The organism is Methanomethylovorans hollandica DSM 15978 (genome assembly GCF_000328665.1).
Classification (GTDB): domain Archaea; phylum Halobacteriota; class Methanosarcinia; order Methanosarcinales; family Methanosarcinaceae; genus Methanomethylovorans; species Methanomethylovorans hollandica.
This window is the reverse complement of sequence record NC_019977.1, coordinates 2,005,058-2,031,673: the sequence shown is the minus strand read 5'-3', so window position 1 is coordinate 2,031,673 and position 26,616 is coordinate 2,005,058. Positions and strand designations below refer to the sequence as shown.

Sequence of the window (26,616 nt, the reverse complement as noted above, 5' to 3'; positions counted from 1 at the left end):
AAAGTGGGGTGTAAATATATGGATAATATATGTTTTAAGATTTTTAAAAGATTTAGTGCCCATAGGTGGGCTAAATCACGTTATGTGTTCTTACTTGTTTTATGGTTGAGCAGTTCTTTTTACTCAACATCAGCTACTTTCTCTGCAAAATACAATTTCGCTAAAAATAAAAACAACACCACCTTTAAACAAACATCTTTTTCTGTCCTTGGATTAGTATTTTGTTTCCTGTGTTTTTCAATAATCGGATCCGGTATATCATCTGCAGCAAATGCATATGTTGCGGCGAGTGGAAGTGCCGACTACATTTGTGACGGAACGAATGATCATGTTGAAATAAATAAAGCACTGGCATACGTAAAAAGTACTGGTGGCGGTACTGTATACCTGAAAGGTCCAAACACATACTGGATAGATAGCACTCTTTACATCGGCTCAAACACAAAACTCACAGGTGACTCCACTGCTGAAATAAAACTTGTTCCAAAGGCAGGTTGGTCCAGCAATGTTCCAATGATCCGAGGTGATACCGGAGCAAAGAATATCATGATCACCGGATTTATTATCGATGGAAACAGCGAAACTCAGGGTGTTCCTTTTGGAAGAAGCTATTATAATCTAATAAATTTTGTAGATTCTAGTAACATAGAAGTATCCAACATGCGTTTTGAATGGAGTTGTAACGATGGTGTACAGGTAAGAGGAGGCAGTAACATCGTTTTTACTCATAATGATGTTTACAAGATTGGGCATGATGCTTTTCACATACTTTACTCGAATAATGGTGAAGTTGCATACAACACTGTCTTCACACGGACAAATAGTGCGTGCAGGTTATTCGGCGGTGCCTCTGATTTTACTGTTCATGATAATATAATCTATTCTGACGGGGGCGGCACATCAACAGGGCCGGCAATAGAGATCGATAAAACCAATAGTTTAGGCAATTTGTCCTTTAATAATATAGAAATATATAATAATAAGATAAGTACCATGAGAGGTTCAGGAATCTTGATGGTTGCAGCATATACTGATAATGTCATAAGGGCAAAGAATGTCTATATACATAACAATACTTTTACAAAAGTAGGACAGGATCCTTTGAATACCGGATACACCAATGCAGCGATCACAATGCAGAATTTTGATAATACTATCATCGAGAATAATGTATTTGATGATGGTGGTAATGCTGCAATAAAATGGCATGTATGGTCTGGGTATCCAAATCATGATGCTTTTGTATCTGTTGCACAACAAAAGGCACAGTTCACCACTTATGTGAGGAACAATGTCATAATGAACAATGATGGAATGAGTGGGGTTACAGGCTCAGGAGTGGGTATATGGAACACACAGCCATCCTATGCAAAGTTCATAGTTCAGAGCAACAATTTTTACAATAATAAGAATGGGGACACATATGGAGGAGGTTTCACAATGAGCAACAATGTGAATACAGCTCCATCTACCAGCGATTCAACAACTACCACACCATCTCCAGCAGGATCGACCTCATATTCTCCGACCTATGACAATGGACTGAGGACTTCATCCCCGACAAGTGCATTCCCCACTATAAACTATATTGATATTGGAAGGAATTCAGCTAGTTGCAGGGATCTAATGATGTTCGATCTGAGTAACTACAAAACAACAGATGTAATCTCAAAGGCTACGCTCTCCCTGTACTGGTATTATCCTGCAGGTAAGACACGTACTTCTGATACAGTAGTACAGATCTACAGACCAGCAGCTGACTGGGATCCAAGATATGTAAGCTGGACCAACCGTGCATCAAGCACTAAATGGACTACAGCAGGAGGTAATTGGTTTGATAAGAATAATGTTGCTCAGGGTGCTACACCGTATGCTTCACTAACATTCGCTGGCAGCAAAGTGCCTGACAACAAATACTATGATTTTGATGTTACTCAGCTTGTACAGGAATATGTAAGTGGCAAATACAAGAACACTGGATTCTTCCTGAAAGCAAAGACTGAGAGCGGCAATTACATTGCATTCTATAGCTCGGAGTGGACCAATGCAGCTCAAAGGCCAAAGTTAACTGTGATTTCGGGAACAAGTACTGGGGACCAAATGCCAGTTGCAAATGCAGGCGCCGATAAAACCGGTACTGTAGGTTCTGCAGTGACATTTGACGGAAGTGCTTCCATTGATGATAAGGGAATAGTATCTTATTCGTGGGACTTCGATGCATCAAATGGCATAACTTCAGAAGCAAGCACTGTTAGTGCTACAAAGACCTATACTACCGCAAGGACTTACACTGTAACACTTACTGTTACAGACACAATTGGCCAGAAGTCTACTGATACATTGCAGGTAGTTGTCAGTGCTGTACCACCTCCAACAAGTACAGTCTCTTATCCGCCTACTTATGACAACAGATTGCGGGATGCTACTCCAACTACACTTCTTTCCACTAGCACGTATGTTGACATTGGAAGAAGTACATCCAGTTTCAGGGATGTAATGCTGTTCGATCTAAGCAGCTATAAGACAACGGATACTATCTCCAAAGCGACTCTGTCACTTTATTGGTACTATCCTGCAGGCGCTACTCGCACATCTGACACTATAGTTGAGGTATACAGACCTCTTGAATGGAATCCACAGTATGTGACATGGAATTCAAGAATGTCTGGAGTCTTATGGAGCAATGCTGGAGGAAGCTGGTTTGATAAGAATAATGTTGCTCAGGGTGCGACACCTTATGCTTCTCTGACATTTGCAGGTAGCAAAGTTCCTGACAATAAATACTACGATTTCGATGTTACTCAGCTTGTACAGGAATACGTAAGTGGGAAGTACAAGAACACGGGCTTCTTCCTGAAAGCAAAGACCGAGAGCGGCAATTACATTGCATTCTATAGCTCTGAGTGGACTAATGCAGCACAGAGGCCAAAATTAACTGTGACTAAGGGAGCAAGTACTGGGGACCCAATGCCAGTTGCAAATGCAGGCGCCGATAAAACCGGTACTGTAGGTTCTGCAGTGACATTTGACGGAAGTGCTTCCATTGATGATAAGGGAATAGTATCTTATTCGTGGGACTTCGATGCATCAAATGGCATAACTTCAGAAGCAAGCACTGTTAGTGCTACAAAGACCTATACTACCGCAAGGACTTACACTGTAACACTTACTGTTACAGACACAATTGGCCAGAAATCTACTGATACATTGCAGGTAACTGTAAGTGGTACACCACCTCCAACAAGTACAGTATCTTATGCACCAACCTCTGACAACAGGTTACGTTCAGATACTCCATCTAGTGTTCTATCCACGACCACTTATCTTGACATAGGAAAGAGCACACCTGTTTGTAGAGATGTGATGATATTCGATCTGAGCAGTTATAAAACAACGGATATGATATCAAAGGCAACTCTGTCGTTGTATTGGTACTATCCTGCAGGTAAGACACGCACTTCTGATACAATCGTCGAAGTCTATAGACCTCTTGAATGGAATCCACAATATGTGACTTGGAATTCAAGAATGTCTGGTGTCTTATGGAGCAATGCTGGAGGAAGCTGGTATGATAAGAATAATGTTGCTCAGGGTGCTACACCGTATGCTTCACTAACATTTGCAGGTAGTAAAGTTCCTGACAACAAGTACTATGATTTTGATGTCACACAGCTTGTACAGGAATATGTAAGTGTCAAATACAAGAACACGGGCTTCTTCCTGAAAGCAAAGGTCGAGAGCGGCAATTACATTGCTTTTTACAGCTCGGAGTGGACCAATGCAGCTCAAAGACCGAAGTTGACCGTGACAAAAGCTTGAATAGTTTGAATGTGAGCGAATATTATTTCGCTCTATTCCGTTTATTTTTAAATAACAATCTTAAAAAGATATGTCTGAAAGAAGTCTATGGGCACTGTAAAGAAAAGGATTGCAAATAATGCTACCACGAATTCAGTCTTTTTTAATGAGTTTCCTGCCTGAAACAGTTGTTTGATACCGCTGTAATCGGCTTCTTGGTTTTTCAGGTATCGTATAATCGAGCAACCCATTACTTAGAAGTTCTGTTATAGCTTTTTTCAAGTTCCCGGACACATTGGAATGGCCTAGTATCTCAGCTATTTCTCTTTTAGACATCGGTTTTATAGCACATTCAGATAGGATCTTTGCCTGAGTATCAGTCAATCCTATTACCTTTTCGACTTGGGCCTCGACTTGGGCCTCGACTTGGGCCTCAGGATGTATCCTTAGAACTGTCAGGAAATAGCTCCTCTCGTCATCTGTCCTAAATACAGGTTCTGGGGAACCGTTCATCATAAGAGATTTTCTTATCTTCCGGAATCCAGTATTTCTGCCTTCTGTCAAATGTAGTTCTTTAAGTAAATCTCCTATTATCCTGTTTCTGTATCGTCTTGAAGAGATATTTTCATTCATCAGATTGTCTTTATTAAGAGGAGGAAGTGGTCCCGGGTAACTGAGTATCTCCATTTTGTCAGAGTATATCCTGACCTCTACGGGCTCATTTATCTCATAACTTTTGTGATAGACCGCATTCACAAGGGCTTCTTCGAAAGCTTGGTATGGGTAATTGAAAAAGCGTATCGCTTCTGCCCTGTCAGGTACTTTCCTTATATTCTCAACAAGGATATTGTTCTTTATGTATGCTAGAACAGAAACTATCTGCTGCCTCAGAGGACCTGTGAAAATTCTCTCTGTGAAGCTATCTCCTACCTCATCCTTGAACTCAACAATATCTATCTGTGCTCCCTTAAAGTACCTGTGGGGTTCATCGTTAAAGAATAAAAGACCCACGTTTTTTGGCTTAACATATTCATCAGGTCCTTCTACAATGTTCATCCTTCTGCACAGGTCTATGAACGGTATTCTATCAGCTTCTGTGAGAAGATCGCTACCTATCTCTTTAAGATGGGATTTGATAAGAGTAAAGTTCAGGTCGTCAATACTTGCATTGTGATTTATCCTATCATCAAATGGTAGTGACGCAGTCATAGACAACAGTTCCCTTTCCTCATCGCCTTTTGCCTTTACAGTCTTTGAGAATCTCCTAATGTAATAGGCATAGTCATTTTTCTTACCAAGTGAAATAGGAGATTTATAAGGGCGATTTTGTCCTCCAGGTACCCAGATGATCAAAACATGCTTTTTCTGGAAGTATACAGGTTCAACAACAGGAAAATATGCCAGATACAGTTTATTACACATGCCATGTAGTTCTTTCTGTATCCTGTCGATTTGTTCAATTTCAAGCCCAGAAGGAGGGAAAACAGGAAGTCCTTCTTTTTCCCCTATCCCAACAATAATATAGCCACCACCCCAGTTATTAAAATCATTGGCAAATGCACAGATGCTGTGCAAAATTGATTCTGGGTTCCAGCCATTTTTAAATTCGATACGCTCCCATTCAACTGTGTGGCCATTGATCAGCTCTTTGACATTTACAGGAAGCGATATTTTCTCACATCTCCTTTAATAATCCTGCATTGAACGCTTACAAGTACAGATTTCGTATTTAAGGGAGAATTTATATTTCATTATATTCTTGTTTTCTAATCTTCCCTCAATTATAAATGTAGCGTATCCATTTCGCTGTAAATTTTTCCTGTAACTTCTCCTAGTTGTTAGCAATATTCTACTAAGGTACAGGATATCGTATTTTACAGCATTTAAGATGCGCTGCCAAATTGCTGCATTCTGTTAGATTTAAGCATCATTTTTTAATAGTATCCTGAAAAACAGATATCTGGTATCTTGCATCCCCTGATCAAGCTCTATTCTTGACAAACCCTTTTATTAGTTCAAGCATTAAACAATACTCAAATTAATCTTTATCATCTAATACAAAAGTGAATATCATGCTTGACATAGGAATCATCGGTGCATCAGGTTACACAGGCGGCGAGCTTATGCGCTTGCTGTTTAACCACCCGCAGGCCAGGGTCGAACTTGCTACATCCCGTAAGTTGATCGGCCAGAAAGTATCTGCTACTCACAGGCATCTCAAGGACATGGTGGACCTGGAGTTTGAAAACCCCGATTCACAGGAAATAAAAGATAGGTGTGATGTGGTCTTTGTAGCTGTGCCTCATGGCACTGCCATGGAGATCGTACCAAAGCTCCTCGACGACAAAGTGAAGGTAATTGATCTGAGTGCTGATTATCGTCTTAATCCAGATGTCTTTGAGAAAGTGTACGGTATTAAACACCAGGATCCGCGTCATGTGGTCTATGGAATGCCGGAGTTGCATCCGGAAGTGAAGCACGAAAAGTTCATAGCCAATCCTGGTTGTTTTCCAACAGGTGCCACTCTTGCAGCCGCTCCCCTTGCGCAGGTTTCTATGATCGAAAATGTCGTATTTGATTCGAAGACCGGTGTTTCAGGTGCTGGTATTGAACCGAGTCAGGCTTCACACTATCCAAACATGGCCGAGAATGTTCAGCCGTACAAACTGACAACTCACAGGCATCTGGCCGAGTTCACTCAGGAGCTACAGCGTCTGGATAATTCTCTTACCAGGATCAGTTTCACACCTCATATTATTCCCTCCGTGAGGGGCATACTTACTACAGCTCACATCTTTACCAAAGGCAAGCTTACACAATATGATGTCATGGACCTGTACGCAGAAATGTATCAGGACAAGCCTTTTGTCAGAGTGGTGGATGGTATTCCCTCTCTTAGTGCAGTAAGAGGCTCCAATTTTTGCGATATAGGCTTTGAAGTGGATACCCGTAATAATCGCGTAGTTGTTATCTCCGCGATCGACAACCTGGTAAAGGGAGCTTCAGGACAGGCTATACAGAATATGAACATCATGTGTGGCTTAGGTGAAACTACCGGTTTGTGGATGTCAGGTGTAGCCCCTTAAGTTTCAATGCTTATTAAGATGGTGTAATCTATGCAAGTCAAAGACATAATGAATACCGATGTGATCGTATGTGATCCTCACACAACCATAAGTGAGGCTTCTCAGCTGCTCAAAAAGCATAACATTAGTGGCCTTCCGGTTGTAGAAGAGGGAAGGGTTGTAGGCATAGTCTCAGAAGGCGACCTTCTCAAATTGCTGGAAGTTCCTGAGCATGGAGGTCTGTGGCTGCCCAGTCCCTTTGAGGTAATAGAGATACCCATACGTGAACTTCTGAACTGGGAGGAAACTAAACACATGCTTGATGACATTGGTTCAAAGCCTGTCAGCGAGATCATGCAAAAGAATGTGCATTTGATATCCCCTGAAAACAGTATCCAGGATGCGGTCAGGCTTATCACGAAGCACAAGGTGAACCGCCTCCCGGTTGTAGAGGATGATATTCTGGTCGGTATCATCACTCGTGGTGATATCATACACGGGCTTGGAGGGAATACGGAGCAATGAAACCGATAGATGGTGGTATTTGTGCTGTAAAGGGTGTTAAAGCCTGGGGTATCAAACCCGGTAAGATGGGTCTTGGAGTGATCGTGGCAGAAGGCAATGCTGCTGGAGTGTTTACCAGGAACAAGGTCATTGCTGCTCCTCTGGTAGTTACAAAGGAGCATCTTCAAAAACATGGCAAGCTCAGTGCCTTAATAGTCAACAGCGGCAATGCAAATGCTTTTACCGGTGAACAGGGTCTTGAAGATGCAAGGGAAATGGCCAGCATGCTGGCGGATGCGTTGTCCCTGGATCCTGAACAGGTGGCAGTAGCTTCTACCGGTGTCATTGGCAGGCGGCTGGACATAAAATGGATAGCTTCGAACCTTCTGGATGTCATAGCTTCATTAAAAGCAGATCACGAAGGCAGCCGTGCAGCAGCAAGGTCCATAATGACCACTGATACGACAATGAAAGAGATAGCTATTGAACTTGATAGCGGTGTCCGTATCGGGGCCATTGCCAAAGGTGCTGGTATGATAGAGCCCAACATGGGCACAATGCTATGTTTTGCTTACACGGATGCAAAAATGCCTTCAGCCTCATTGCAAGAATGCCTTACCAGGACTGTGGACAAAAGTTTTAATATGGTAGTAGTGGATGGTGACACAAGTACCAATGATATGGTGCTCTTAACAGCAACAGGTAAGTCTGGTATTGAGCCAGTGCCAGCTGCGTTCCAGCAGGGGCTTGACCATGTGTTGACAGAGCTTGGAAAAATGATAGCTGCAGATGGCGAAGGGGCCACAAGGCTCATAGAGGCAAAGGTAACAGGTGCCCTATCTGATGAAGATGCTCGTATAGCAGCAAAGGCCATTGTACGCTCACCACTTGTGAAGTCGGCAGTATTTGGTAAAGATCCTAACTGGGGGCGTGTAACAGCAGCAGTGGGTTATTCCGGTGCAGAGGTAGATCAGCACAAGCTATCGCTGGCTTTCTCAGATGGCAAGAACATGATCGAATTAGTCAGCAGGGGTAAGGTCCAGGGGACAAGTGAGTCAGCTCTCTCTTTGCTTGGGGAAATAATGGGCGGATCGAAAGTGTATATCATAGTTGACCTGGGATTGGGGGAAAGCAGTGCTACAGCCTGGGGTTGTGATCTTACTTATGATTATGTGCGCATAAATGCTGAGTACACTACATAAGCTCAGTTTTTATTTTCAGATCAAGGGGTTACAAATAAGGGTGAATGCATGGACATACAAGAATGGGAGAAGCGTTATTCTACGGCCTTTTCCAGTATCAGTGATGTACTTGGTGACATTAATGGTATCTTTGTAGCATACAACAGTAATGTAGATGCTATAAAGCATGTCACTGAAAAAGATATCCATAAGCTCATTTCCATAGTGGGTGCCAAGGCGGTGCAGCAAAGGATAGCAGGATATCCACGTGAAGTTCAGGATCCGGTGGACCTTCTGGCGAGGCTTGTGATAGCCATGCGCGATGGCAAAGCTGCCGAAGTGCCTACCTATACTACTGATATCCACCAGTGGCTCATGGATAATCTGGTATTCGATAAAGCCCGTATGGGAGGTCAGGCTGGCATCATTTCTAACTTGCTTGCCAATCTTGGAATTAAAAATGTTATAACCTATGTTCCATGGTTGTCCAGGGAACAAGCAGAATATTTTGTTGATTCTCCTAATCTCAAATATCCGGTAATTGAGGATGGTGTGCTCAAACTGAGACATCCCTCAGAGGCCTATGATCCGGACCAGCGTCCTAAGGTAAACTGGATACTTGAATTCTCAAAAGGTACTAAGGTTGAATATTATGAAGACAGTTTTGAAGTTCCCAGAGATAATCGTTTGATCATTTCTTCACGACCATCCTGGCTGCGCATAGATATGAGCGAGCAGCTATACGATCAGATTCCGCATATGAATGGAGTTATCGATGGTGCTATACTCGCAGGTTATCAGATGATAAAGGAGAAATATGAGGATGGGACCACTTACCGTGATTATGTGAAAAAGGCTGTGCAGGTTATCAAAAGGCTTAAGGAAGGCAACCCTGATATGCGCATACATGTGGAGTTTACTTCTATCCAGAACAAGGTCATAAGAAAAACGATCCTTAAGGATATTGTGTACAAGCATGTGTCTTCTTTAGGACTGGATACTGTTGAGGTGGCTAACGCTCTTAATGTACTGGGCCATGAGGAGCTTGCATATGCTGTTATCAGCAAAGGCGAGAATAGTATCTCTGCCCTGTACGAGGGTGCTGTTAAGCTCTTATGTGAACTGAAACTTGAAAGGGTCCATATTCATTGCCTAGGGTTCTATATCTGTGTGGCTTGCAGGGATTTCCCCCTTAGCGTTGAAGAGCACAGAGATGCTTTGATGTTCTCGTCTACTCTTGCAGCAGCCCAGGCATTGCATGGTGGCATTGGTAGTCTCCGGGAAGGGGAAATCGGTCTCAGTGTCCCAATATCCAGCCAGGGACATCATGATCTTGATCAACTTGAAAAATATCTTGTCAGAAGAGATGTCTGTACCGGGACCGAGTTCGAGGATGGTTGCGTATGTGCGCTTACCCATGACCTTATTGTCATCCCCTCAAAAGTGGTACCTGACCCTGTGGCTACTGTGGGTATCGGGGACACCATTTCAGCAGGTGCTTTTGTAGCGATCCTTGCTATGCTCAAGAAAAAGAATGAAGCTAACTGATAGGAGTAGAGATGAAGATACTCTGCGCATACAATGCCAATATAGACGCCTTATATTCCATCACAGGAGCGGAAGTGTCTGATATGCTCGCTTCTGAAGATGCAGCAGAGCTGGTGGAAAAAATAGCAACTCCCACAGGCGTTATAAACTCCATGTCTGATCTTCTTGCTGGACTTCTTATCTGTATGAAAGAGGGCACAGGTGCAGAATGGCTTGTCCACAGACCGGAAGCATTCAAACTTCTTAAGGATAAGTTCATCAATGGGTCCCGACTGAGGATGGGTGGCAATATGGGTATAATGGCAAATGTACTCTCGGAAATGGGTGCAGAACTCGTAATTGCCAACGTTGTGAAACCCACAAAAAGGCAGCTCTCTTTTTTTTCCAAAAAAGCTGTTCTTATTCCCGGGGATGGTACATATTCTCAGGAAACCAGGTGTGAAGAAGATGAGCCCATACATTTTGTGTTCGATTTCAAAAAAGGGGATAAGGTGGCATGGGGGAATGTACATTTTACAGTACCAAGGGAGAACCGTTTCATAGCTACTTATGACATTATGAACATGTCTCTTCTGGTCAATCCTTGCTTCGAAGAATATGCCATCAGGCATGCGGGTGAAATGGATGGTCTTCTTATATCGGGCTTCCACATGATGCTTGAGTCCTATCCCGATGGTTCTACTTTCAGGGACAAACTCAACAAAGTAATGGAACAGTTAAATGTGTGGGGTCACATGAACAATGACATGTCAATACATGCTGAATTTGGTCATTTTAGTAATCCGGTTCTCGCCCAGGATGTGTTTTCCAGGATATCACCTCTTGTAAGTTCTATAGGTATGAATGAAGATGAGCTTGCCATGTTAACTTCCATACATCAGGTGGATGCAGCCAAAATATTGCGGATGGAAGTTTTTTCCTTAATGGAAGCTGCAAGGCGTAGTATTGTGGCTTCAGGTCTTCGGAAAATGATAGTTCACACCAGGGAATATATCTTAAGCATATCTTCCCAGAAAGACATTTTGCCGGAAGAGCAGCTTGAAGCTATGGGTTTCGGTGTGGCATGTGCAGGAGTTTTTGCATCTACTGGCCAGCTTCATGATCGAAATAAACTATGGTCAATGTCTTCAGATATGAAGGAAAGCGAAATTGGTCTTGGTCAGATGCAGCGATTCATTGAAGCAACAGCAGCTGTTCAGTTAGGTCGTGGTGCAGCAGGAACTTATAATGAGTATCAGGTGTGCATGATACCTGCTCTGCTTACTGATGATCCTGTTTCCACTGTGGGTCTTGGAGATACTGTAACCGCTTCAATGTTTCTCAGGGAGCTGGAACTGCGGAAAAAGTAAGGTGAGAACAATGCATACTCTACAGTGTGATGATTTCAATCTGGACTATACACTGGATTGTGGCCAGGTTTTCAGATGGGACAAGGTTGGTGATGTATGGACAGGTGTCGTCCGGGGGGATGTGGTACGTACCTGGCAGGACATACAAACAGGTGCTGTACACATCGATTCCATATTGCCGAAGGATTTTTTCCTTAATTATTTCCGATTTGATGATGATCTTAACAGTATAATGGAAGCTGTAAATAAAGATAAATACATGGCTGAAGCTATCAGCGGTTACAGGGGAATGCGCCTTATCCGGCAGGACCCATGGGAATGTTTGATATCATATCTTCTTGCCACTGCCTGGAGCATTCCCAATATAAAAAATGGCATTTTCAAGCTATCTAGAATTTTTGGTGAGGAAATTGCTGATGGCTATTATAGTTTTCCAAAACCAGACTCATTAGCGATAGCATGTGATTCCGATCTGTGCGATTGCAGACTGGGTTTTAGAACAAATCGTATAAGAAAGGCAGCGGTACAGGTAGTTAATGGGGATATCGACCTTGCCGAGCTTTTTGAACTTGACTACGAGGCTGCTAAAAAGAAGCTAATGACGCTTGATGGTGTAGGCGAGAAAGTGGCAGATTGTATCCTTCTCTTCGCTTTTGAGAAAATGGAAGCTTTTCCAGTGGACACACATGTTGAAAAGGTGATCAGGACCTACTATGGCAACCAGGACTTCTTCAAGGGTGGTATGAGCAAGACCAAGATCGGTATGTGGGGCAGAATGTACTTTGGCAAGTACTGTGGTTATGCACAGCAATATCTGTTCTATCAGAAAAGACTTGAAGGGTTAAAGTGATTTGATAAAAGAAAGGTGATCTGATGAAAAACACTGCTGAGGGGAGCAGCATAAAACACTGTCATTCAGATCTCTTTTTAAATACTATTGCAGTAAAAAGGAGTACCCCTATTATTTTTATCCAGTTCCCGTCTTCAAGATAGTTACCCTTTTCAGCATCAGTACTTATGTTATCTTCGTTTGTAGCAGAACCATTATTCACTACAGGAGGAATTACCGTTCTTATGTTTTTTACTTCTTCAAGCAAGGCAAGCTCTTCCAGCCTGTTTACACTTACCCATGCAACAGCTACTGAAGTTTCCTCGTCCCAGTTGGTGATCTCCTGTACTATAGGTGCTATAACATCGGTGTTGTTACCTTTATACAGGTAAACATATACATGTACAAGGTCCTGTTCATCTGAGTTAATAATAGCTCCGGTTGATGATCCTGGTCTTGTTGTTCTCAGAAGTTCAAGCAGATCCGTGCTCAACTTCTCTTCAGCCTCTGTCATATTATTCTTGTTCGGCTGTTCAGAGATCTGCAGGTCTATATCACTGTTGACCATGTCGTTTGTATCTTCCGCTGCAACTGATACCCCGCAAGCAACAAACGATGATACAAAAAGTAGCATCAATACAATACATGCCCTGTGGAACAGATTGTTTTTTCTCCCCATGAAAAATCCTCCTTTAAGAGATATATTATTCATATTTTTCTTTGTTTTTCAGTCCATGATCTTTAGTCTTTGGTTCTATAGATTACAAGTATATTACTATGCTATATTATTTTCTACACTTTCTTATATGTTTGTTTTCTGATCTCTATTAAGATGTTAAAGCATCAGATGTTGGGAGCAGGTCATGCTTTCTTCTTAAGACTTACTGCAGTGTCGTCAATAAAAAATAGACGTCTATCATAGAATGCCTGAATTGAAGCTAAATAATTGCTTAAATATGGATTTGAGGGGCTCATAAAGGCATGATCAAACTGTTGAATAAAGGCAAGTTGCAAGGTTTAAATTGCAACTATTTTCCTTCTTTTTCATTACACATTAACTGCAACCAATGAAACCCCAATGTCCTTTTCAGCTTGAAGGAGAAGTTTAAGATCTTCTTCGGAAATGTCAGCATACTTGGTTTTAATTCCCGAAAAAGCCAACAATGTTACACCCATTTTCCCTTCCAGTTCTTTGATAGATTTTATCTGTTCATCCGTAAGTGAAGAAAATACCCATATCATAATATCACCCTTTTCTAAAAATGATCTTCTACTATTTAATAGTTGAATTGGTAATAATGAATACTGCTTTAAATATAAAAAAAGTCATCTATATTAGATCCCTGGCCAGTTCATCAGGAACAATTTCAAGCTCGGGTCCTGAATACTGCATATTTCACTGCCTCTCAGCACCTTAAATCCATCTTTTACTGCAAAGCTGACCTGTTTGCCTATAGAACACGAAGTAAGTCTTTCTTTTAAAAGTAAATATGCATCCGGGTATTTCCGGGGAACTTCTGCTACATAGATACCATTTTCGATATAGAATGTAAAAACGTCTTCTGCAGCCATATATTTGTTTTTGAAGCTTTCGGCATGTTGATGTACCCATACGGGTGGGCCCCTGTGCTTACTCAAGGCTGGAAGGTTGGCAGATATGAGTTCCAGTAAGACCACTGTGTTTTGTCCTGCCCATGATCCTTTATTCAGAACCTTGAATTCATGCTCTTCGAGCAATGCAACAACTGCCTGCTCCATCTTATACAATTGTGGATACAGCACATCTTCCACTACATCAGGTGTTTTGAATGTTATGGCAATAAAAGCGGTACCACGTGATTTCAGTTTCTGGAAAAGTTTCATGTCATCAATTTGTATCACTGCTCGTGGGAAAAAGATATCCAATGAAGGGTGCAATACAAATTCCCTGCATGAATCAATGAACATGCAGAATTTATCCAGCGACAGGGCGGCAGCAACATTACGTTTCGGATCAGTGGGATCTACCATAATAAGTGGTTCTTTATGTTTCATAATTCCATGAGAATTAAGGTCAATATATGTTCCAGGCTGCCAGTCGCAGGCAGATCTGATCACATTTTCGAAAGAACCATATTTTATCACAAGCAGCTCTGTGAGGTAACCTGAGAAACCCTGTGTTCTAAGTTCTGAACCATATACACCTGTTCCTTTCATGAACTGTTTTAAGAGCAGTACCTCTTTTTCAAGTCCCTGAATATTCTCTTTTATAAATTCGTTATGAAAAGGTGTTCTATCTACAGCAGACCTTATGCAAGAGGCCGAATCCACTCTGAAACAGGGAACAATGTCCACATCGAACCCTCTATATCTCATATTTATGTAAGGATGTTCTGCATAGCGTTCTTCAAAACTCTCGGATTCTTCAGCTATCATTCTTGCGATGATCAGTCCTTTTTTTTCAAGCTCTGCCCGGCTGGCATCGCCAGGGAACATAATAAATATGTCCAGGTCATGTGTACCCGATATCCAGGTATTTCTGGCAGCTGAACCAACCAGTTTTGCAGAAACATCCTTCAGGTTCATTGAGCAGGCTATACGATCAATTTTTTTTATAAGCAATTCTGCGATCTCTTTCAGATAAGCTCTTTCTTCAGTTTTTGGACTTATACTTTCCAGAACGGCTTCTTTCAAATCTTTAAGTAAATCGTTTTCCATAAAGCCACTTTCTACCCTATGAGGCTGCTTATGTTGTTCTTGAAGTTATAATTTATGGAGTGCTACCAAAATAAAAATAAAATTTTTTTGTTTTATTTAGCCATAGAAGAGATCCGGAGAAAGCGAAGTGATCTTCAGTACAGTCCAATGTTCTCTTTTTTGATCACATGGTTGTAATTCTTGTATCCAAGGATATCTATTATCTGGTTTGTGTGTTGACCTTTTATCTTTGCAAGCTCAGTTGATGAGTAATCAGTGATACCTTTCGCAAAGACTTCTCCTCTGGATTTAATTTCGATGATATCCCCTCTTCTGAAATCACCTTCAACATTAGTTATTCCGGAAGGTAAGAGACTCATACTATTCTCAATGGCTTCTTTTGCACCCTCGTCAACTTCCACTGAACCGCAGGATTTTGATAATAAGATCCAGCGTATTCTGTTTGTGTGGACTTCCTTGTTCGCCATGAATAGCGTACCTATTTCCTCACCATCTAGCAACCTGAGCAAGATATCTTTTTCTCTGCTGCTAGCGATCATCGTGTGGCATCCGGAAAGGCCGCAGATCTTGGCAGCCATTATCTTTGTTCGCATGCCTCCCACGCCCTTAAGGCTTGTTGGATTTCCTCCATAGCTTTCCACTTCAGGAGTAATCTCTTCTACAAGGTGGAGCAGTTTAGCACCATGATTGTTGTGTGGATTCTTGTCATAGAGCCCGTCAATATCCGAGAGGATTATCAGAAGCTCTGCTTCTGTTTTACTTGCAACCATGGCAGAGAGCTTGTCATTATCCCCAAAAGTAGCTTCTATCTCATGTACGCATATTGGGTCATTCTCATTTATGATGGGGATAACTCCGTAACTAAGGAGGGTGTGCATACTGTTCCTGAGATTGAGGTATGTTAATCTGTTAGAAAAGGAATCATAAGTAAGGAGCAACTGAGCTACTTTCAGTCCATACTTGCTGAAGGCTTTACTCCATTCCTGCATGAGTATGCTCTGTCCAACAGCTGCTGCAGCTTGTCTTACAGGTATTTCCCGTGGTCTTGAGTCAAGGTCCAGTACATCCACGCCAAGTCCAATAGAGCCAGAGCTTACTATTATCACTTTTTTGCCGGCATTATGCAGGTTGGAAACTTGGGAAGCTATAGAGTCTAAGAAAGCCGGGCTAATTTTACCATCATCCTGGTTTATTGATGTAGTCCCTATTTTCACCACAATTTTGTTTATGTTGCCTAAAAGCTCTTTCCTGCTGCTCAAGAACATTGCCTCTTCACACTTTATTTTCTGTTATGACATCGGAGAGTTTTTTGTTTAGCTCTTTGTGAGTGAATTCCTTTGCTGCTGGTCCTACATAGTCGGCAACTTTGTCTCCGTTTCCTATGAGCACATATTTGTAGATCATAAGACCTTCCATGCCCACAGGTCCTCTGGCATGTATCTTGTTAGTGCTTATACCTACTTCTGCTCCTTTACCATATCTGAAACCATCGGCAAACCTTGTAGATGCGTTTATCATGACGCTGGAGGAGTCTACAAAGTCAGCGAACTTTTTCTTTTTCTTCTTGTTTTCGGTAACTATAGCATCAGTGTGGTGGGAACCATAAGTATTGATATGTTCAATAGCTTCTTCTATCGAGTTGACTACTTTTATAGACAGAATTAGGTCATTATACTCGGTAGACCAGTCTTCTTCTATGGCACGCACTAGTTTATTAATAAAGTCTATCTGTTCTAATATCTCAAACGATCTATTGTCGCAGCGCAATTCAACACTTGCACCTTCCAGCATCTGAGCCATTTTAGGCAGAAATTTCTCTGCGATCTTTTCATGTACCAGTAAAGTTTCCATGGCATTGCACACGGCAGCATACTGCACTTTTGAATCGAAACAGATATTATAGGCTTTTGCCAGGTCAGCTTCATCATCCACATATACATGACATATTCCATCGGCGTGGCCAAGGACTGGTATTTTTGTATTGTCCTGGATAAACTTTACGAAGGAGTTAGATCCTCTGGGTATGAGCAGGTCGATGTAAGGGTCCATGGCCAGTATATCCATTACCTCTTCCCTGGTTTCCATGAGCTGGAAAGCTCCTTTTGGTATGCCTTCGACTTTCTCGATGGCTTCTACCAATATATTGAAGATAGTCCTGTTCGAGTTAAGTGCCTCGCTTCCGCCTTTGAACACAGTGGAATTACCACTTTTCAGACAAAGTGCCATTATCTGAGGAACAACATCCGGTCTGGATTCAAATATAACTCCGATCAGACCGATCGGACAGCTTACCTGATAAAGCTCCAGACCATTATCAAGTTCAAGAGAACTCATCGTTCTTCCTACGAGGTCTTCGAGATGTATCACATCTCTGATGCCGGCCATCATACCATCTATCTTACTGTCGCTGACCTTAAGCCTGTCTACCATTGCCTGGGAAAGTTCACCTTTTCTCTGGGCTTTCTCAGCGGCTTCCAGGTCTCTTACATTAGCTGAAAGTATGGCTTGCCTGTTAATATCCAGCGCATTTGCCATCTCCTCAAGTGCACGGTTCTTCATATCCGTGCTCACACTTGCAAGTGTGATTGATGCTTTTTTAGCTTCGATCACCTTTGCTTCTATCTCTGTTACCATGGATCGGACCACCTGAACATGTTCCTTAAAGAGGGATATCTCATTTTCTTCGGATTATAGACTAACTGATATTGCAATTAGTTCTTAAGTCTTATACTTATCGATAATGGCCTGACACGTATAAAAACTCTGTATATAATGAATTAACTAGATCATCATTTCCAATTTTAGATATATTTATCAATAATTGCTCTGTAAGGGGTAGCAGGAGATTGACATGAGCACACGTGAATTCATGCTAGGTAATGTCGCTATAGCACGGGGCATTGTAGAAGGAGGTGGCCAGGTAATTGCTGGTTATCCGGGCACTCCTTCATCGGAGATCATAGATACTCTGGCAGCAATGGAAAACAGGGATTTCTATGTGGAATGGTCGGTTAATGAAAAAGTAGCCTTTGAAGTGGCTGCAGGGGCTGCTATTGCAGGTGTAAGATCTGTAGTCACCATGAAGCACGTGGGTCTTAATGTAGCTGCAGATCCACTTATGACCCTCTCTTATATGGGTGTTAAAGGTTCAATGATAATAATCTCTGCGGATGATCCTTCATGTCATTCCTCTCAAAACGAACAGGATACTCGTAAATATGCCCAGTTCGCGCTGATGCCCTGTTTTGATCCTTCAAATCCCCAGGAGGCAAAGGATATGATACCGGATGCTTTCAGGTTGTCTAATTTGTTCCAGACGGCTGCTATTTTCAGACCTACTACCCGTATCTCTCACGGCAAGTCTGATGTGGAACTTGGGGATATAACTGAACAGAGGCCGCAGGTAAAGTTCGAAAAGATCCCTGAAAGATGGATAATGATGCCTAAGAATGCAAGGCTAAGACATCCTTATGTGTTGCAGGTGTACGAGGACATCAGAAAAGAGCTTGAGAATTCCCCATGGAACCAGCTTGAACTCAAGACAGGATCGAAAATAGGTGTTGTATCTTCAGGCGTAGCTTCTGTCTATGCCAGGGAAGCCATAAAAAGAATAGGTCTGGATGCATCTTTCCTAAAAATATGTGCATATCCGGCTCCTGAGGACAAGATTACCGGTATGTTGGAGCATGCAGACACAGTGCTTGTGATAGAGGAACTTGAGCCGGTGTTAGAAGATGAAATACGTATCATGGCACAGAAGCATGGTATCGGAGTAAAGGTTCTGGGGAAATTAGAGGGTCTTGTTCCCAGGCATGGGGAGTTGAATGTTGATATATGTATGGATGCCATCTCAAAGGCTTTCGAGCTACCTGAACCTTCTCGGCAGGTTAATGATGTGGGCCTTCAACTCCCTTCGCGTCCTCCTGTATTGTGCCCCGGTTGCGCCCACAGAGCTGCTTTCCATGTTATGAAGAAGGTTTTTGGGAAAGACGGAATTTATCCAAGTGATATTGGTTGCTACACTCTTGGAGTACAGTCAGGTGCTGTAGACACTACATTATGTATGGGCGCAAGCATTACTGTATCTTCAGGAATATATCATGCAGGAGAGGAACATCCTATATGTTGTTCCATCGGTGATTCCACGTTCTTCCACACAGGCATGAACGGCTTGCTCAATGCAGTATATAATAAGGCGGATATCACAGTAACTATTATGGATAACAGGGTCACTGCCATGACCGGTCATCAGCCAAATCCCGGAATGGGCAAAACGGCTGTTGGCGAATCCACGGTAGCGGTGTCTATATCTGATATATGCCGTTCTCTAGGAGCGGAATTCGTGGAAGTGGTCGATCCCTATGATCTGGCGTCTACTGAGGATGTGTTCAGACGCTCCAGGGACTACAAAGGTACCTCTGTTGTGATAGCAAGGCAGCCATGTGTGATCGATCTGAGAAGATCAGGAGCCAGAAAACCAGCATTTTCAGTGGATCAGGAGAAATGTACAGGCTGCAAGTCCTGCGTTAGGTTTGGCTGTCCTGCAACAGAATTCGATAATGAACTTAAACGTGCGAGGATCAACAACATGTGTACGGGATGCGGTGTATGTGCCCAGATATGTAAGTTTGGGGCAATATTGGAGGTGAAGAGATGAGCTCAGCCGGGATATCTCTCTTCGATCTGGTAATAGCAGGCGTGGGAGGGCAGGGTACCATCCTTGCTTCAGATATAATTGGGAAGGCTGCAGTAAAGGAAGGGTTGCCAGTAATGGCTGCTGAGACTCATGGTATGGCACAGCGCGGTGGTTCAGTGGTAAATCATCTGAGGATTGGCTGTGAGTTAGGTTCTCTAATTCCCTTGAAAAGCGCTGATGCTTTAATAGCTCTGGAGCCAAGTGAGGCTTTGAGATATATTGAATATCTGTCAGATGAAGGTATAGTTATTGTCAACACAGAGCCAGTATTACCCGTGACAGTGACCTCGGGTATTTCTTCATATCCTGATATGGGGGAGATAATTGACTATCTGGAACAGAGGTTCACTGTAAAGGCTTTTAATGCAGTGCAACTTGCCAAAGAAGCTGGCCATGTACAATCCATGAATACTGTGATGATAGGGGCAGTATCTAAATACTTGCCACTATCTAAAGATGTATTGCTGGATTGTGTCAAGGCATCAGTACCAAAGAGGACAATGGATATCAACATCAAAGCATTTGGTATTGGAAGACTTCATGCATGATGTTCTTATTTACTTTCCATGTTGAATTACATGTATCTTATTCGGCTCTATGGCTTTAAAGAATAAGTGAATGATAATGCAGTTGCATCTGGTAAAAACATTGAATCTTATTTCATGAAAGATAGATACGGCTATTGTTTCGATTTATCTTTCAGACACTTTTCCCATGCAAAGGTTTTATATATGTATTTATCTATCTAAGCCCAACGATAGAGATGGGTATGTAAGGTTCGCCTTGCATATCGCAATGAAACTAACTACGTATGAAAAAGTCGGATTTAACATGTGATGTTCGGGGCCTCTTCAAGAATGCCCTCCTGCTTGCGGAAACGTTTGCAGGGACATAAGGTGTTTAAATCGTTCTGGAGATGACCACAGTAGGGATATCTGCTATGATCCTACCGGTATAGGGCAATATTCTGCTTTTTACGGTTGTATAGCAGCGGCAGTATAGCCGTCGATCACACAATAAACATGTGTTTTCTGATCCCAGTGGCGCTTCGACTTTTTGCATAACCCATGCTATCAGCAAGAAAGTTGAACGGCCAAATCTAAAAAATATAGATCGGGAGAATTACAATGGCAAAAGGACACAGACCAAGGCGAGGATCACTCGCGTTCAGTCCGCGCAAAAGAGCACAGAGCCCCATACCACGTTACAGGTCATGGCCGGTATCAGACGCTGGAATAAAAATTCAGGATTTCGCTGGTTACAAGGTCGGTATGACTCATGTCGTGATCATCGATGATACCAAGAACAGCCTTACAGAAGGTCTTGAGATCACAGTACCTGTGACTGTGATCGAAACACCAGCTATTCGGGTGGCTGCTATCAGGGCCTATGGAAAAGATACTGTCGGCGAGAGGGCTCTGGCAGAGGCTTGGACCAAGGAACTTGATACAAGTCTTGCACAGACAATCAAGGTCCCATTAAAACATGATACTAATGCAGCTCTGGGGAAGATCGAACAACTAATGAACGAGGGAAAGGTTTCTGATATTAGAGTAGTGACCTATACTCTCCCAAAGAGCATTACAGGTGTTCCCAAGAAGAATGCTGACATAATGGAAACTGGCATAAGCGGTGCAAATTCTAAGGACAAGTACGAATATGCAAAGTCTATTCTCGGCAAAGAAGTTAGAATAAGCGATGTTTTCAAGGGCGGCAGTTTAGTGGATGTAGCTGCTATCACTATAGGTAAAGGTACTCAGGGTCCGGTTAAAAGATGGGGTATAATGCTTCAGAAAGGTAAGCATTCCCGTCAGGGAAGCCTAAGGCAGATAGGTACCCTTGGTCCTTTCAGACCAGCACATGTGAACTGGAGGGTACCTCAGATGGGTCAGACTGGTTTCCACCAGAGGACTGAATGTAATAAGCGCATCTTCAAAATAGGCACGAATCCTGAGGAGATCAACCCTGTTGGTGGGTTCACCAATTTTGGTCTTGTAAGGAACGACTATGTGCTTATCAAAGGTAGTGTCCCAGGTCCATCCAAGAGGCTTATCAGACTGCGTGAACCTACCAGGGCGAGAGTATCCGCTATGGGTGAACCTCAGATAGTTCACATAAGCACACAGAGCAAGCAGGGGTGAATTAAATGGCTAAAACTAATGTTATTGGGATTTCTGGTAATACGATAGGTGAGATCGCCCTGCCTGAGATATTCAATGAATCATACAGGCCGGACCTTATAAAGAGGGCGGTGCTTGCATCTCAGACCAAGAGGTACCAGCCCTATGGTCCTCGTTTATATGCAGGTATGGAGACCTCTGCAGTATCCTGGGGATCAGGGCGCGGTGTAGCACAGATCCCGAGGATCGCAACTGGTAGTCGTGCAGCCAGGGTTCCGCAAGCGGTTGGCGGAAGGGCAGCACATCCGCCAAAACCAGAGGCGGACAGGACAGAAAAGGTAAACAAAAAGGAAAGAAGACTTGCTATCCGCTCAGCAGTTTCGGCAACTGGTAATGTACAACTTGTACGGGCTCGTGGTCATAAGTTCGAAGAGAGCGTCCAGCTACCGTTGGTAGCAGAGAATGCATTGCAGAACCTGGCCAAAACAAAGGATGTTGTGCAGTTCCTTAAAGCAGCTGGTGTGTTCGATGATATAGTGCGTGCAAAGGAAGGCAGGAATATCAGAGCAGGTCGCGGAAAGCTTAGAGGAAGAAGATACAAGAACAGAAAAAGTCTCCTGGTAGTTGCTGATGAGGGTAGTGCATTGTTCAATTCCGCAAGGAACCTGGCAGGTGTGGATGTTGTTTCAGTTAGCTCCATAAGCACTGAATTGCTGGCCCCCGGCACTCATGCAGGCAGACTTACCATATGGACGGAATCTGCTATCGCAGCTCTGGAGGGTATGTTCGTATGACAGCTATAAATTATCCATTCATCACAGAAAAAGCTATGATGTTACTGGAAAACAATAAGCTCCAGTTCATTGTTAACAGCAAGGCAAACAAGGGGCAGATAAAATCAGACATCATGAAGATGTATGGTTTTAATGTCACATCAGTATGTACAATGAGCACTATGAATGGCCAGAAGAAGGCTATCGTAACGTTTAGTAAAACTGATGCTGCTCATGAGATAGCTACAAGGATAGGACTGATGTGAGGTGAGTAACAATGGGTAAACGATTAATTTCACAGAACAGGGGTCGCGGTACACCTACCTACAGGGCTCCCTCTCATAAGTACAAGGCTTCTCTAAAGCACCCTAAAGTGAATGATAATGAAATGCTGATCGGTACTGTAGTAGGTCTTGAACACGATCCAGCGCGTTCTGCTCCATTGGCAAAAGTATCTTTTGCTAACGGCGAGGAAAAAATGATCGTGGCTCCGGAGGGGATGGCTGTTGGTACCATTATTTCATGTGGTACCGAAGCTGCCGTAAGACCAGGTAACGTCTTGCCACTTAGAAATATCCCGGAAGGTGTCCCTGTATGCAATGTTGAGTCAAAGCCCAATGATGGCGGTCAATTCGCACGTTCATCTGGAGTTTATGCAACAGTGGTTTCTCATGATAAGGGAAAGACCGTTGTACAGATGCCATCGGGTGAAATGAAGTGGCTTAACTCTAAATGCCGTGCCACTGTTGGTATCGTTGCAGGCGGTGGAAGGCTGGACAGACCCTTCCTGAAAGCAGGTAAGAAATATCACAAGATGAAGACGAGAGCTGCAAAGTATCCTCGTGTCAGGGGAGTTGCCATGAACGTAGTTGACCACCCATTCGGTGGAGGTAACAGGCAGCATCCAGGAAGGCCAACAACAGTTAGCAGGAATGCACCGCCCGGACGTAAGGTTGGACAGATAGCAGCACGTAGGACCGGAAAGCGTTAAACCGGAGGTAATCCCATGGCAAGAAAAATAGGATCAAAATTACCAAAACGAAAAGGTGAGTTCACATATCGTGGCAATACCATCGAGCAACTTCAGGCGATGAGCCCGGAGGAATTCACAGAACTTCTTACAGCAAGAGAGCGCCGCTCTATCAGGAGAGGCTTCAATGAGCATCAGAAGGATGTGATGCAGCAGATAAAAGATGGTGCAGACAACGTGCGTACTCATTACAGGAACGTCATCATACTTCCTGATATGGTAGGCAAGACAGTTGCAGTGTACAATGGCAAGAGCTTCCTTGACTTCGAAATACAGCCTGAGATGATAGGGCACAGGTTCGGTGAATTCTCACAGAGTCGTCCAAAAGTCTCTCATGGTAGTGCTGGTGTGGGAGCAACCCGTTCAAGCAGGTTCGTACCATTGAAGTGAGGTGATTATGTATGGCAAGGATTGATTATACTTTAGAAATGGATCCAAAGACCACCTCTAAGGCAATGGGTTCTGAGCTTCATATCTCTCCCAAGAAATCAAGGGAACTCGGAAGGGCTCTCAAAGGTATGCGTACCCAGAACGCCAAGAGATATCTTGAAGGTGTTGTTGCCAAGAAACAGGCAGTTCCCTTCAAGAGGCATTGCGAAGGAGCAGGCCATAGGAAAGGACCAATGGCAGGTGGGAGATATCCGGTAGATGCTGCAAAAGCGTTCCTCAAGATCTTGGAGAATGCAGGCAGCAATGCTGAATATAAAGGATTGGACCCGGAACGCATGTATATAGCCCATGTGGCAACAAAGGGCGGGCGTGTCATTCCCGGTATGATTGCAAGGGCACGCGGAAGAGGCAGTCCGCACAACACGGATACTGTTAACATCGAGATTATACTGAATGAGGTGCTCTAATGGCAATAGAGAAGAAGTTCGTGCATGAAGGTTACGTTAAAGCCTCACTGGACGAATACTTTGCTAAACAGCTTAACAGAGCTGGATACGGCGGTATGGAAGTCAATAGGACTCCCATGGGAACTCAGATCACGGTTTATGCCGAGAAGCCTGGAATGGTTATTGGTAAGGCCGGTAAGGTTATCCGGAAGCTCACAAGGGACATCGACAGGATGTATGATCTGGACAATCCTCAGATAGATGCTCAGGAGGTCAGAAGACCAGAACTCAATGCACAAATGATGGCAACACGTCTGGCATCATCCATTGAAAGAGGATGGTATTTCAGAAAAGCTGGTCATAATGCCATGAGAGCTATCATGAATGCAGGCGCACTTGGCTGTGAGATCGTGATCTCAGGTAAGCTCACAGGATCAAGGTCAAGGAGCGAGAAGATCGTTCAAGGTTATATAAAGCATGCAGGTAAACCAGCAGAAGATATTGTCGATGAGGGTTTTGCTGTAGCTGTTAAGAAGCTTGGTACTCTTGGGTGCAAGGTAAGGATAATTCCACCAGGTGCGGTTCTTCCGGATTCCTTTAAACTTAAGGATGTTCCTGTAGAAGCAGTATCTGAAGCTACCAAGTCCCCGGAGCCTAAATCAGGTGTCAAGGAGCTTGTAAGTGAAGAGACTGCAGGTGAGGTTGCAGAGGTTGAAGAGACCCTTGAAGAGGAACCAGTACAGCCAGAAAAGTCTGACGTGACAACAGTTGAAACGGAAGTATCTGAAACAGAGCCTTCCAGCTCGACCGCTGAAATAGAATCAGGAGAGGTTCTGGAGAATGAAGAACGCAGGGAGGCTGATGGTGTCTGGCAGCATAAGCATGAAGGACACGATTACTGGCATCCGATGGCCCGTATTCACAGGGAGGGCTGATCATGGCTATTCTGCGTATGAATGAAATAAGGGACATGAGCCCAAATGAAAGGATGGACGAGCTTGACAAGTTAGGGACTGAGCTCATACGTGAGCGCGCGCTCACTTCTGCAGGTGGTGCTCCAGACAATCCAGGAAGAATTGGATTACTTAGAAGGACCATTGCGCGTGTTAAGACCGTCCAGAAAGAGTTAAAGGAGATTTAAGTGGAAATATCCGCTTATAACCTGATATTTCACGAAATTATCGGACTGTTCACAAAAGTGATAAACTCAAACAATCCCTCCTTAGAGGAGATTCGCGGCAAAGTTGTAGGTGAAACAAAGAATATGTTGATCGTGGAAACAGATGACAAAAATGAAAAGATGGTTCCAAAATCAGGATCAACATTCTTGTTCCATATACATCTTCTCAGAGGGAATACACGTGTTACTGAGCAAGTGAAGGTGAACGGGAATTTGTTGCTCTCACAACCCGAGAATCGTATAAAGAATATCAGGAAAATTCGCATGAGGTAATAATCATGACAAGAGATATCGGATTGGATGTTCCAACTCCTAAAGAGGAGTGCACTGACATCAATTGTCCATTTCACGGAAAGCTGCCAGTCAGGGGACAAGTACTGGTGGGAACCGTTGTTAGCAACAAGATGGACAGGACAGTGGTCATCCAGAGAAGACATGAAGTACTTATAAGCAAGTATCAGAGGTATGAGAAAAGGCAATCTAAGATCCATGCTCACAATCCTCCATGTATTGACGCACAGGTAGGAGACATTGTGACAGTTGCGGAATGCCGTCCTCTAAGTAAGACCAAATCCTATGTGGTAATCAAAACGGGGGTAGAGGCATGAGAGGAATTCGTTCCACTATACCTCGTGCATTGAACAGTGGTGCCCGTATAGATTGTGTGGACAACACAGGTGCAAGGGTCGTTGAGATCATATCTGTAAAGCGTTACAGAGGTACCAAGAACAGACAGCCATGCGCCGGTATAGGCGATATGTGCGTGGTATCTGTGAAGAAAGGTACTCCAGAGATGCGTAAGCAGATCATGCATGCTGTTATTGTCCGCCAGAAGAAGGAATTCCGTCGTCCTGATGGGCTGAGGGTATCCTTTGAAGACAACGCCGTTGTTATCACCGATGAGGATGGACTGCCTAAGGGTACTGATCTTAAAGGACCAATTGCAAGAGAGGTTGCTGAAAGGTATCCAAAGATAGGTACAACGGCTTCAATAATTGTGTGAGGTGTAT

The 26,616-nt window shown here is 43.3% G+C and carries 26 protein-coding genes; 20 read left to right on the top strand and 6 right to left on the bottom strand.

What is annotated here, in order from left to right; all coding sequences use genetic code 11:
- Positions 1-18 precede the first annotated feature (18 nt).
- Positions 19-3,819 (top strand): disaggregatase related repeat-containing protein, encoded by a 3,801-nt coding sequence (locus METHO_RS09785; protein WP_048831144.1) that lies wholly within the window; start codon positions 19-21, stop codon positions 3,817-3,819.
- A 132-nt stretch (positions 3,820-3,951) separates the two neighbouring features.
- On the opposite strand, the gene METHO_RS09780 is transcribed toward METHO_RS09785, so the two are convergent.
- Entirely contained in the window at positions 3,952-5,409 is a 1,458-nt protein-coding gene (locus tag METHO_RS09780; RefSeq protein WP_281162808.1) for an ATP-binding protein, read from the bottom strand.
- A gap of 461 nt (positions 5,410-5,870) precedes the next feature.
- On the opposite strand from METHO_RS09780, the gene argC reads away from it, so the two are divergent.
- The 6 genes from argC to METHO_RS09750 are packed head-to-tail and all read left to right on the top strand — an operon-like array spanning position 5,871 to position 12,295.
- A complete protein-coding gene (gene argC / locus METHO_RS09775; RefSeq protein ID WP_015325372.1) occupies positions 5,871-6,884 on the top strand; it encodes an N-acetyl-gamma-glutamyl-phosphate reductase in 1,014 nt (337 codons plus the stop codon).
- A gap of 30 nt (positions 6,885-6,914) precedes the next feature.
- Complete coding sequence (locus METHO_RS09770) at positions 6,915-7,388, top strand: CBS domain-containing protein (RefSeq protein WP_015325371.1); 474 nt, start codon at positions 6,915-6,917, stop codon at positions 7,386-7,388.
- On the top strand, positions 7,385-8,569 hold the full coding sequence (gene argJ / locus METHO_RS09765; RefSeq protein WP_015325370.1) for a bifunctional ornithine acetyltransferase/N-acetylglutamate synthase: 1,185 nt from the start codon (positions 7,385-7,387) through the stop codon (positions 8,567-8,569). Before METHO_RS09770 ends, argJ begins: the two co-directional genes overlap by 4 nt.
- A gap of 48 nt (positions 8,570-8,617) precedes the next feature.
- A complete protein-coding gene (gene pfkC / locus METHO_RS09760; protein ID WP_015325369.1) occupies positions 8,618-10,096 on the top strand; it encodes an ADP-specific phosphofructokinase in 1,479 nt (492 codons plus the stop codon).
- 11 nt (positions 10,097-10,107) lie between these two features.
- Positions 10,108-11,445: an ADP-dependent glucokinase/phosphofructokinase gene (locus METHO_RS09755; RefSeq protein WP_015325368.1), complete on the top strand. Its 1,338-nt coding sequence runs from the start codon at positions 10,108-10,110 to the stop codon at positions 11,443-11,445.
- Positions 11,446-11,455: 10 nt separating this feature from the next.
- Entirely contained in the window at positions 11,456-12,295 is an 840-nt protein-coding gene (locus tag METHO_RS09750) for a DNA-3-methyladenine glycosylase family protein (protein WP_015325367.1), read from the top strand.
- Positions 12,296-12,356: 61 nt separating this feature from the next.
- On the opposite strand, the gene METHO_RS09745 is transcribed toward METHO_RS09750, so the two are convergent.
- The 5 genes from METHO_RS09745 to METHO_RS09725 form a co-directional block, all read right to left on the bottom strand.
- Positions 12,357-12,953, bottom strand: coding sequence for a hypothetical protein (locus tag METHO_RS09745; protein WP_015325366.1), 597 nt, complete (start codon positions 12,951-12,953; stop codon positions 12,357-12,359).
- Positions 12,954-13,321: 368 nt separating this feature from the next.
- Positions 13,322-13,516 carry a hypothetical protein gene (locus METHO_RS09740; RefSeq protein ID WP_015325365.1) on the bottom strand — a complete coding sequence of 65 codons (195 nt, stop codon included), beginning with the start codon at positions 13,514-13,516 and terminating at the stop codon, positions 13,322-13,324.
- Positions 13,517-13,609: 93 nt separating this feature from the next.
- Complete coding sequence (gene cca / locus METHO_RS09735) at positions 13,610-14,971, bottom strand: CCA tRNA nucleotidyltransferase (protein ID WP_015325364.1); 1,362 nt, start codon at positions 14,969-14,971, stop codon at positions 13,610-13,612.
- A 134-nt stretch (positions 14,972-15,105) separates the two neighbouring features.
- Positions 15,106-16,230 carry a glutamate 5-kinase gene (gene proB / locus METHO_RS09730; protein ID WP_015325363.1) on the bottom strand — a complete coding sequence of 375 codons (1,125 nt, stop codon included), beginning with the start codon at positions 16,228-16,230 and terminating at the stop codon, positions 15,106-15,108.
- A 13-nt stretch (positions 16,231-16,243) separates the two neighbouring features.
- Complete coding sequence (locus METHO_RS09725; protein WP_281162781.1) at positions 16,244-17,617, bottom strand: glutamate-5-semialdehyde dehydrogenase; 1,374 nt, start codon at positions 17,615-17,617, stop codon at positions 16,244-16,246.
- A gap of 205 nt (positions 17,618-17,822) precedes the next feature.
- Between METHO_RS09725 and iorA the strand changes: the two genes are divergently transcribed.
- The 13 genes from iorA to rpl14p all read left to right on the top strand — a co-directional run bounded on the left by iorA (position 17,823) and on the right by rpl14p (position 26,609).
- The gene (gene iorA, locus METHO_RS09720) at positions 17,823-19,628 is read left to right on the top strand and encodes an indolepyruvate ferredoxin oxidoreductase subunit alpha (protein ID WP_015325361.1); all 1,806 of its coding nucleotides are present in this window, start codon (positions 17,823-17,825) and stop codon (positions 19,626-19,628) included.
- Positions 19,625-20,215, top strand: a complete 591-nt coding sequence (locus tag METHO_RS09715; RefSeq protein ID WP_015325360.1) for an indolepyruvate oxidoreductase subunit beta — start codon at positions 19,625-19,627, stop codon at positions 20,213-20,215. The genes iorA and METHO_RS09715 overlap by 4 nt, the downstream gene beginning before the upstream one ends.
- Before the next feature lie 579 nt (positions 20,216-20,794).
- Positions 20,795-21,808, top strand: coding sequence for a 50S ribosomal protein L3 (gene rpl3p, locus METHO_RS09710; RefSeq protein WP_015325359.1), 1,014 nt, complete (start codon positions 20,795-20,797; stop codon positions 21,806-21,808).
- Positions 21,809-21,813: 5 nt separating this feature from the next.
- A complete protein-coding gene (gene rpl4p / locus METHO_RS09705) occupies positions 21,814-22,581 on the top strand; it encodes a 50S ribosomal protein L4 (RefSeq protein ID WP_015325358.1) in 768 nt (255 codons plus the stop codon).
- A complete protein-coding gene (locus METHO_RS09700) occupies positions 22,578-22,826 on the top strand; it encodes a 50S ribosomal protein L23 (protein WP_015325357.1) in 249 nt (82 codons plus the stop codon). Before rpl4p ends, METHO_RS09700 begins: the two co-directional genes overlap by 4 nt.
- An 11-nt stretch (positions 22,827-22,837) precedes the next feature.
- Positions 22,838-23,551, top strand: a complete 714-nt coding sequence (locus tag METHO_RS09695) for a 50S ribosomal protein L2 (protein ID WP_015325356.1) — start codon at positions 22,838-22,840, stop codon at positions 23,549-23,551.
- Between the two features lie 15 nt (positions 23,552-23,566).
- A complete protein-coding gene (locus METHO_RS09690; RefSeq protein ID WP_015325355.1) occupies positions 23,567-23,980 on the top strand; it encodes a 30S ribosomal protein S19 in 414 nt (137 codons plus the stop codon).
- An 11-nt stretch (positions 23,981-23,991) separates the two neighbouring features.
- A complete protein-coding gene (locus METHO_RS09685) occupies positions 23,992-24,447 on the top strand; it encodes a 50S ribosomal protein L22 (protein WP_015325354.1) in 456 nt (151 codons plus the stop codon).
- Positions 24,447-25,361: a 30S ribosomal protein S3 gene (locus tag METHO_RS09680; protein WP_015325353.1), complete on the top strand. Its 915-nt coding sequence runs from the start codon at positions 24,447-24,449 to the stop codon at positions 25,359-25,361. The genes METHO_RS09685 and METHO_RS09680 overlap by 1 nt, the downstream gene beginning before the upstream one ends.
- A 2-nt stretch (positions 25,362-25,363) precedes the next feature.
- Positions 25,364-25,567, top strand: coding sequence for a 50S ribosomal protein L29 (gene rpmC / locus METHO_RS09675; RefSeq protein WP_015325352.1), 204 nt, complete (start codon positions 25,364-25,366; stop codon positions 25,565-25,567).
- Positions 25,568-25,879, top strand: coding sequence for a ribonuclease P protein component 1 (rnp1, locus tag METHO_RS09670; RefSeq protein ID WP_015325351.1), 312 nt, complete (start codon positions 25,568-25,570; stop codon positions 25,877-25,879).
- A 5-nt stretch (positions 25,880-25,884) separates the two neighbouring features.
- Positions 25,885-26,214, top strand: coding sequence for a 30S ribosomal protein S17 (locus METHO_RS09665; RefSeq protein ID WP_015325350.1), 330 nt, complete (start codon positions 25,885-25,887; stop codon positions 26,212-26,214).
- Entirely contained in the window at positions 26,211-26,609 is a 399-nt protein-coding gene (gene rpl14p, locus METHO_RS09660) for a 50S ribosomal protein L14 (protein WP_015325349.1), read from the top strand. The genes METHO_RS09665 and rpl14p overlap by 4 nt, the downstream gene beginning before the upstream one ends.
- The last annotated feature ends 7 nt before the right edge of the window (positions 26,610-26,616 follow it).

Bases quoted from the DNA above. Each gene is read 5' to 3' on its own strand.
- METHO_RS09750 (WP_015325367.1), top strand. From the start codon at position 11,456: ATGCATACTCTACAGTGTGATGATTTCAATCTGGACTATACACTGGAT.
- rpl4p (WP_015325358.1), top strand. From the start codon at position 21,814: ATGGCTAAAACTAATGTTATTGGGATTTCTGGTAATACGATAGGTGAG.
- rpmC (WP_015325352.1), top strand. From the start codon at position 25,364: ATGGCTATTCTGCGTATGAATGAAATAAGGGACATGAGCCCAAATGAA.
- METHO_RS09740 (WP_015325365.1), bottom strand. From the start codon at position 13,516: ATGATATGGGTATTTTCTTCACTTACGGATGAACAGATAAAATCTATC.
- rpl14p (WP_015325349.1), top strand. From the start codon at position 26,211: ATGAGAGGAATTCGTTCCACTATACCTCGTGCATTGAACAGTGGTGCC.
- METHO_RS09700 (WP_015325357.1), top strand. From the start codon at position 22,578: ATGACAGCTATAAATTATCCATTCATCACAGAAAAAGCTATGATGTTA.
- cca (WP_015325364.1), bottom strand. From the start codon at position 14,971: ATGGAAAACGATTTACTTAAAGATTTGAAAGAAGCCGTTCTGGAAAGT.
- pfkC (WP_015325369.1), top strand. From the start codon at position 8,618: ATGGACATACAAGAATGGGAGAAGCGTTATTCTACGGCCTTTTCCAGT.
- rpl3p (WP_015325359.1), top strand. From the start codon at position 20,795: ATGGCAAAAGGACACAGACCAAGGCGAGGATCACTCGCGTTCAGTCCG.
- METHO_RS09665 (WP_015325350.1), top strand. From the start codon at position 25,885: ATGACAAGAGATATCGGATTGGATGTTCCAACTCCTAAAGAGGAGTGC.
- METHO_RS09680 (WP_015325353.1), top strand. From the start codon at position 24,447: ATGGCAATAGAGAAGAAGTTCGTGCATGAAGGTTACGTTAAAGCCTCA.
- METHO_RS09685 (WP_015325354.1), top strand. From the start codon at position 23,992: ATGGCAAGGATTGATTATACTTTAGAAATGGATCCAAAGACCACCTCT.
- METHO_RS09755 (WP_015325368.1), top strand. From the start codon at position 10,108: ATGAAGATACTCTGCGCATACAATGCCAATATAGACGCCTTATATTCC.
- METHO_RS09745 (WP_015325366.1), bottom strand. From the start codon at position 12,953: ATGGGGAGAAAAAACAATCTGTTCCACAGGGCATGTATTGTATTGATG.
- iorA (WP_015325361.1), top strand. From the start codon at position 17,823: ATGAGCACACGTGAATTCATGCTAGGTAATGTCGCTATAGCACGGGGC.
- METHO_RS09785 (WP_048831144.1), top strand. From the start codon at position 19: ATGGATAATATATGTTTTAAGATTTTTAAAAGATTTAGTGCCCATAGG.
- METHO_RS09690 (WP_015325355.1), top strand. From the start codon at position 23,567: ATGGCAAGAAAAATAGGATCAAAATTACCAAAACGAAAAGGTGAGTTC.
- METHO_RS09715 (WP_015325360.1), top strand. From the start codon at position 19,625: ATGAGCTCAGCCGGGATATCTCTCTTCGATCTGGTAATAGCAGGCGTG.
- METHO_RS09695 (WP_015325356.1), top strand. From the start codon at position 22,838: ATGGGTAAACGATTAATTTCACAGAACAGGGGTCGCGGTACACCTACC.
- argC (WP_015325372.1), top strand. From the start codon at position 5,871: ATGCTTGACATAGGAATCATCGGTGCATCAGGTTACACAGGCGGCGAG.
- METHO_RS09770 (WP_015325371.1), top strand. From the start codon at position 6,915: ATGCAAGTCAAAGACATAATGAATACCGATGTGATCGTATGTGATCCT.
- argJ (WP_015325370.1), top strand. From the start codon at position 7,385: ATGAAACCGATAGATGGTGGTATTTGTGCTGTAAAGGGTGTTAAAGCC.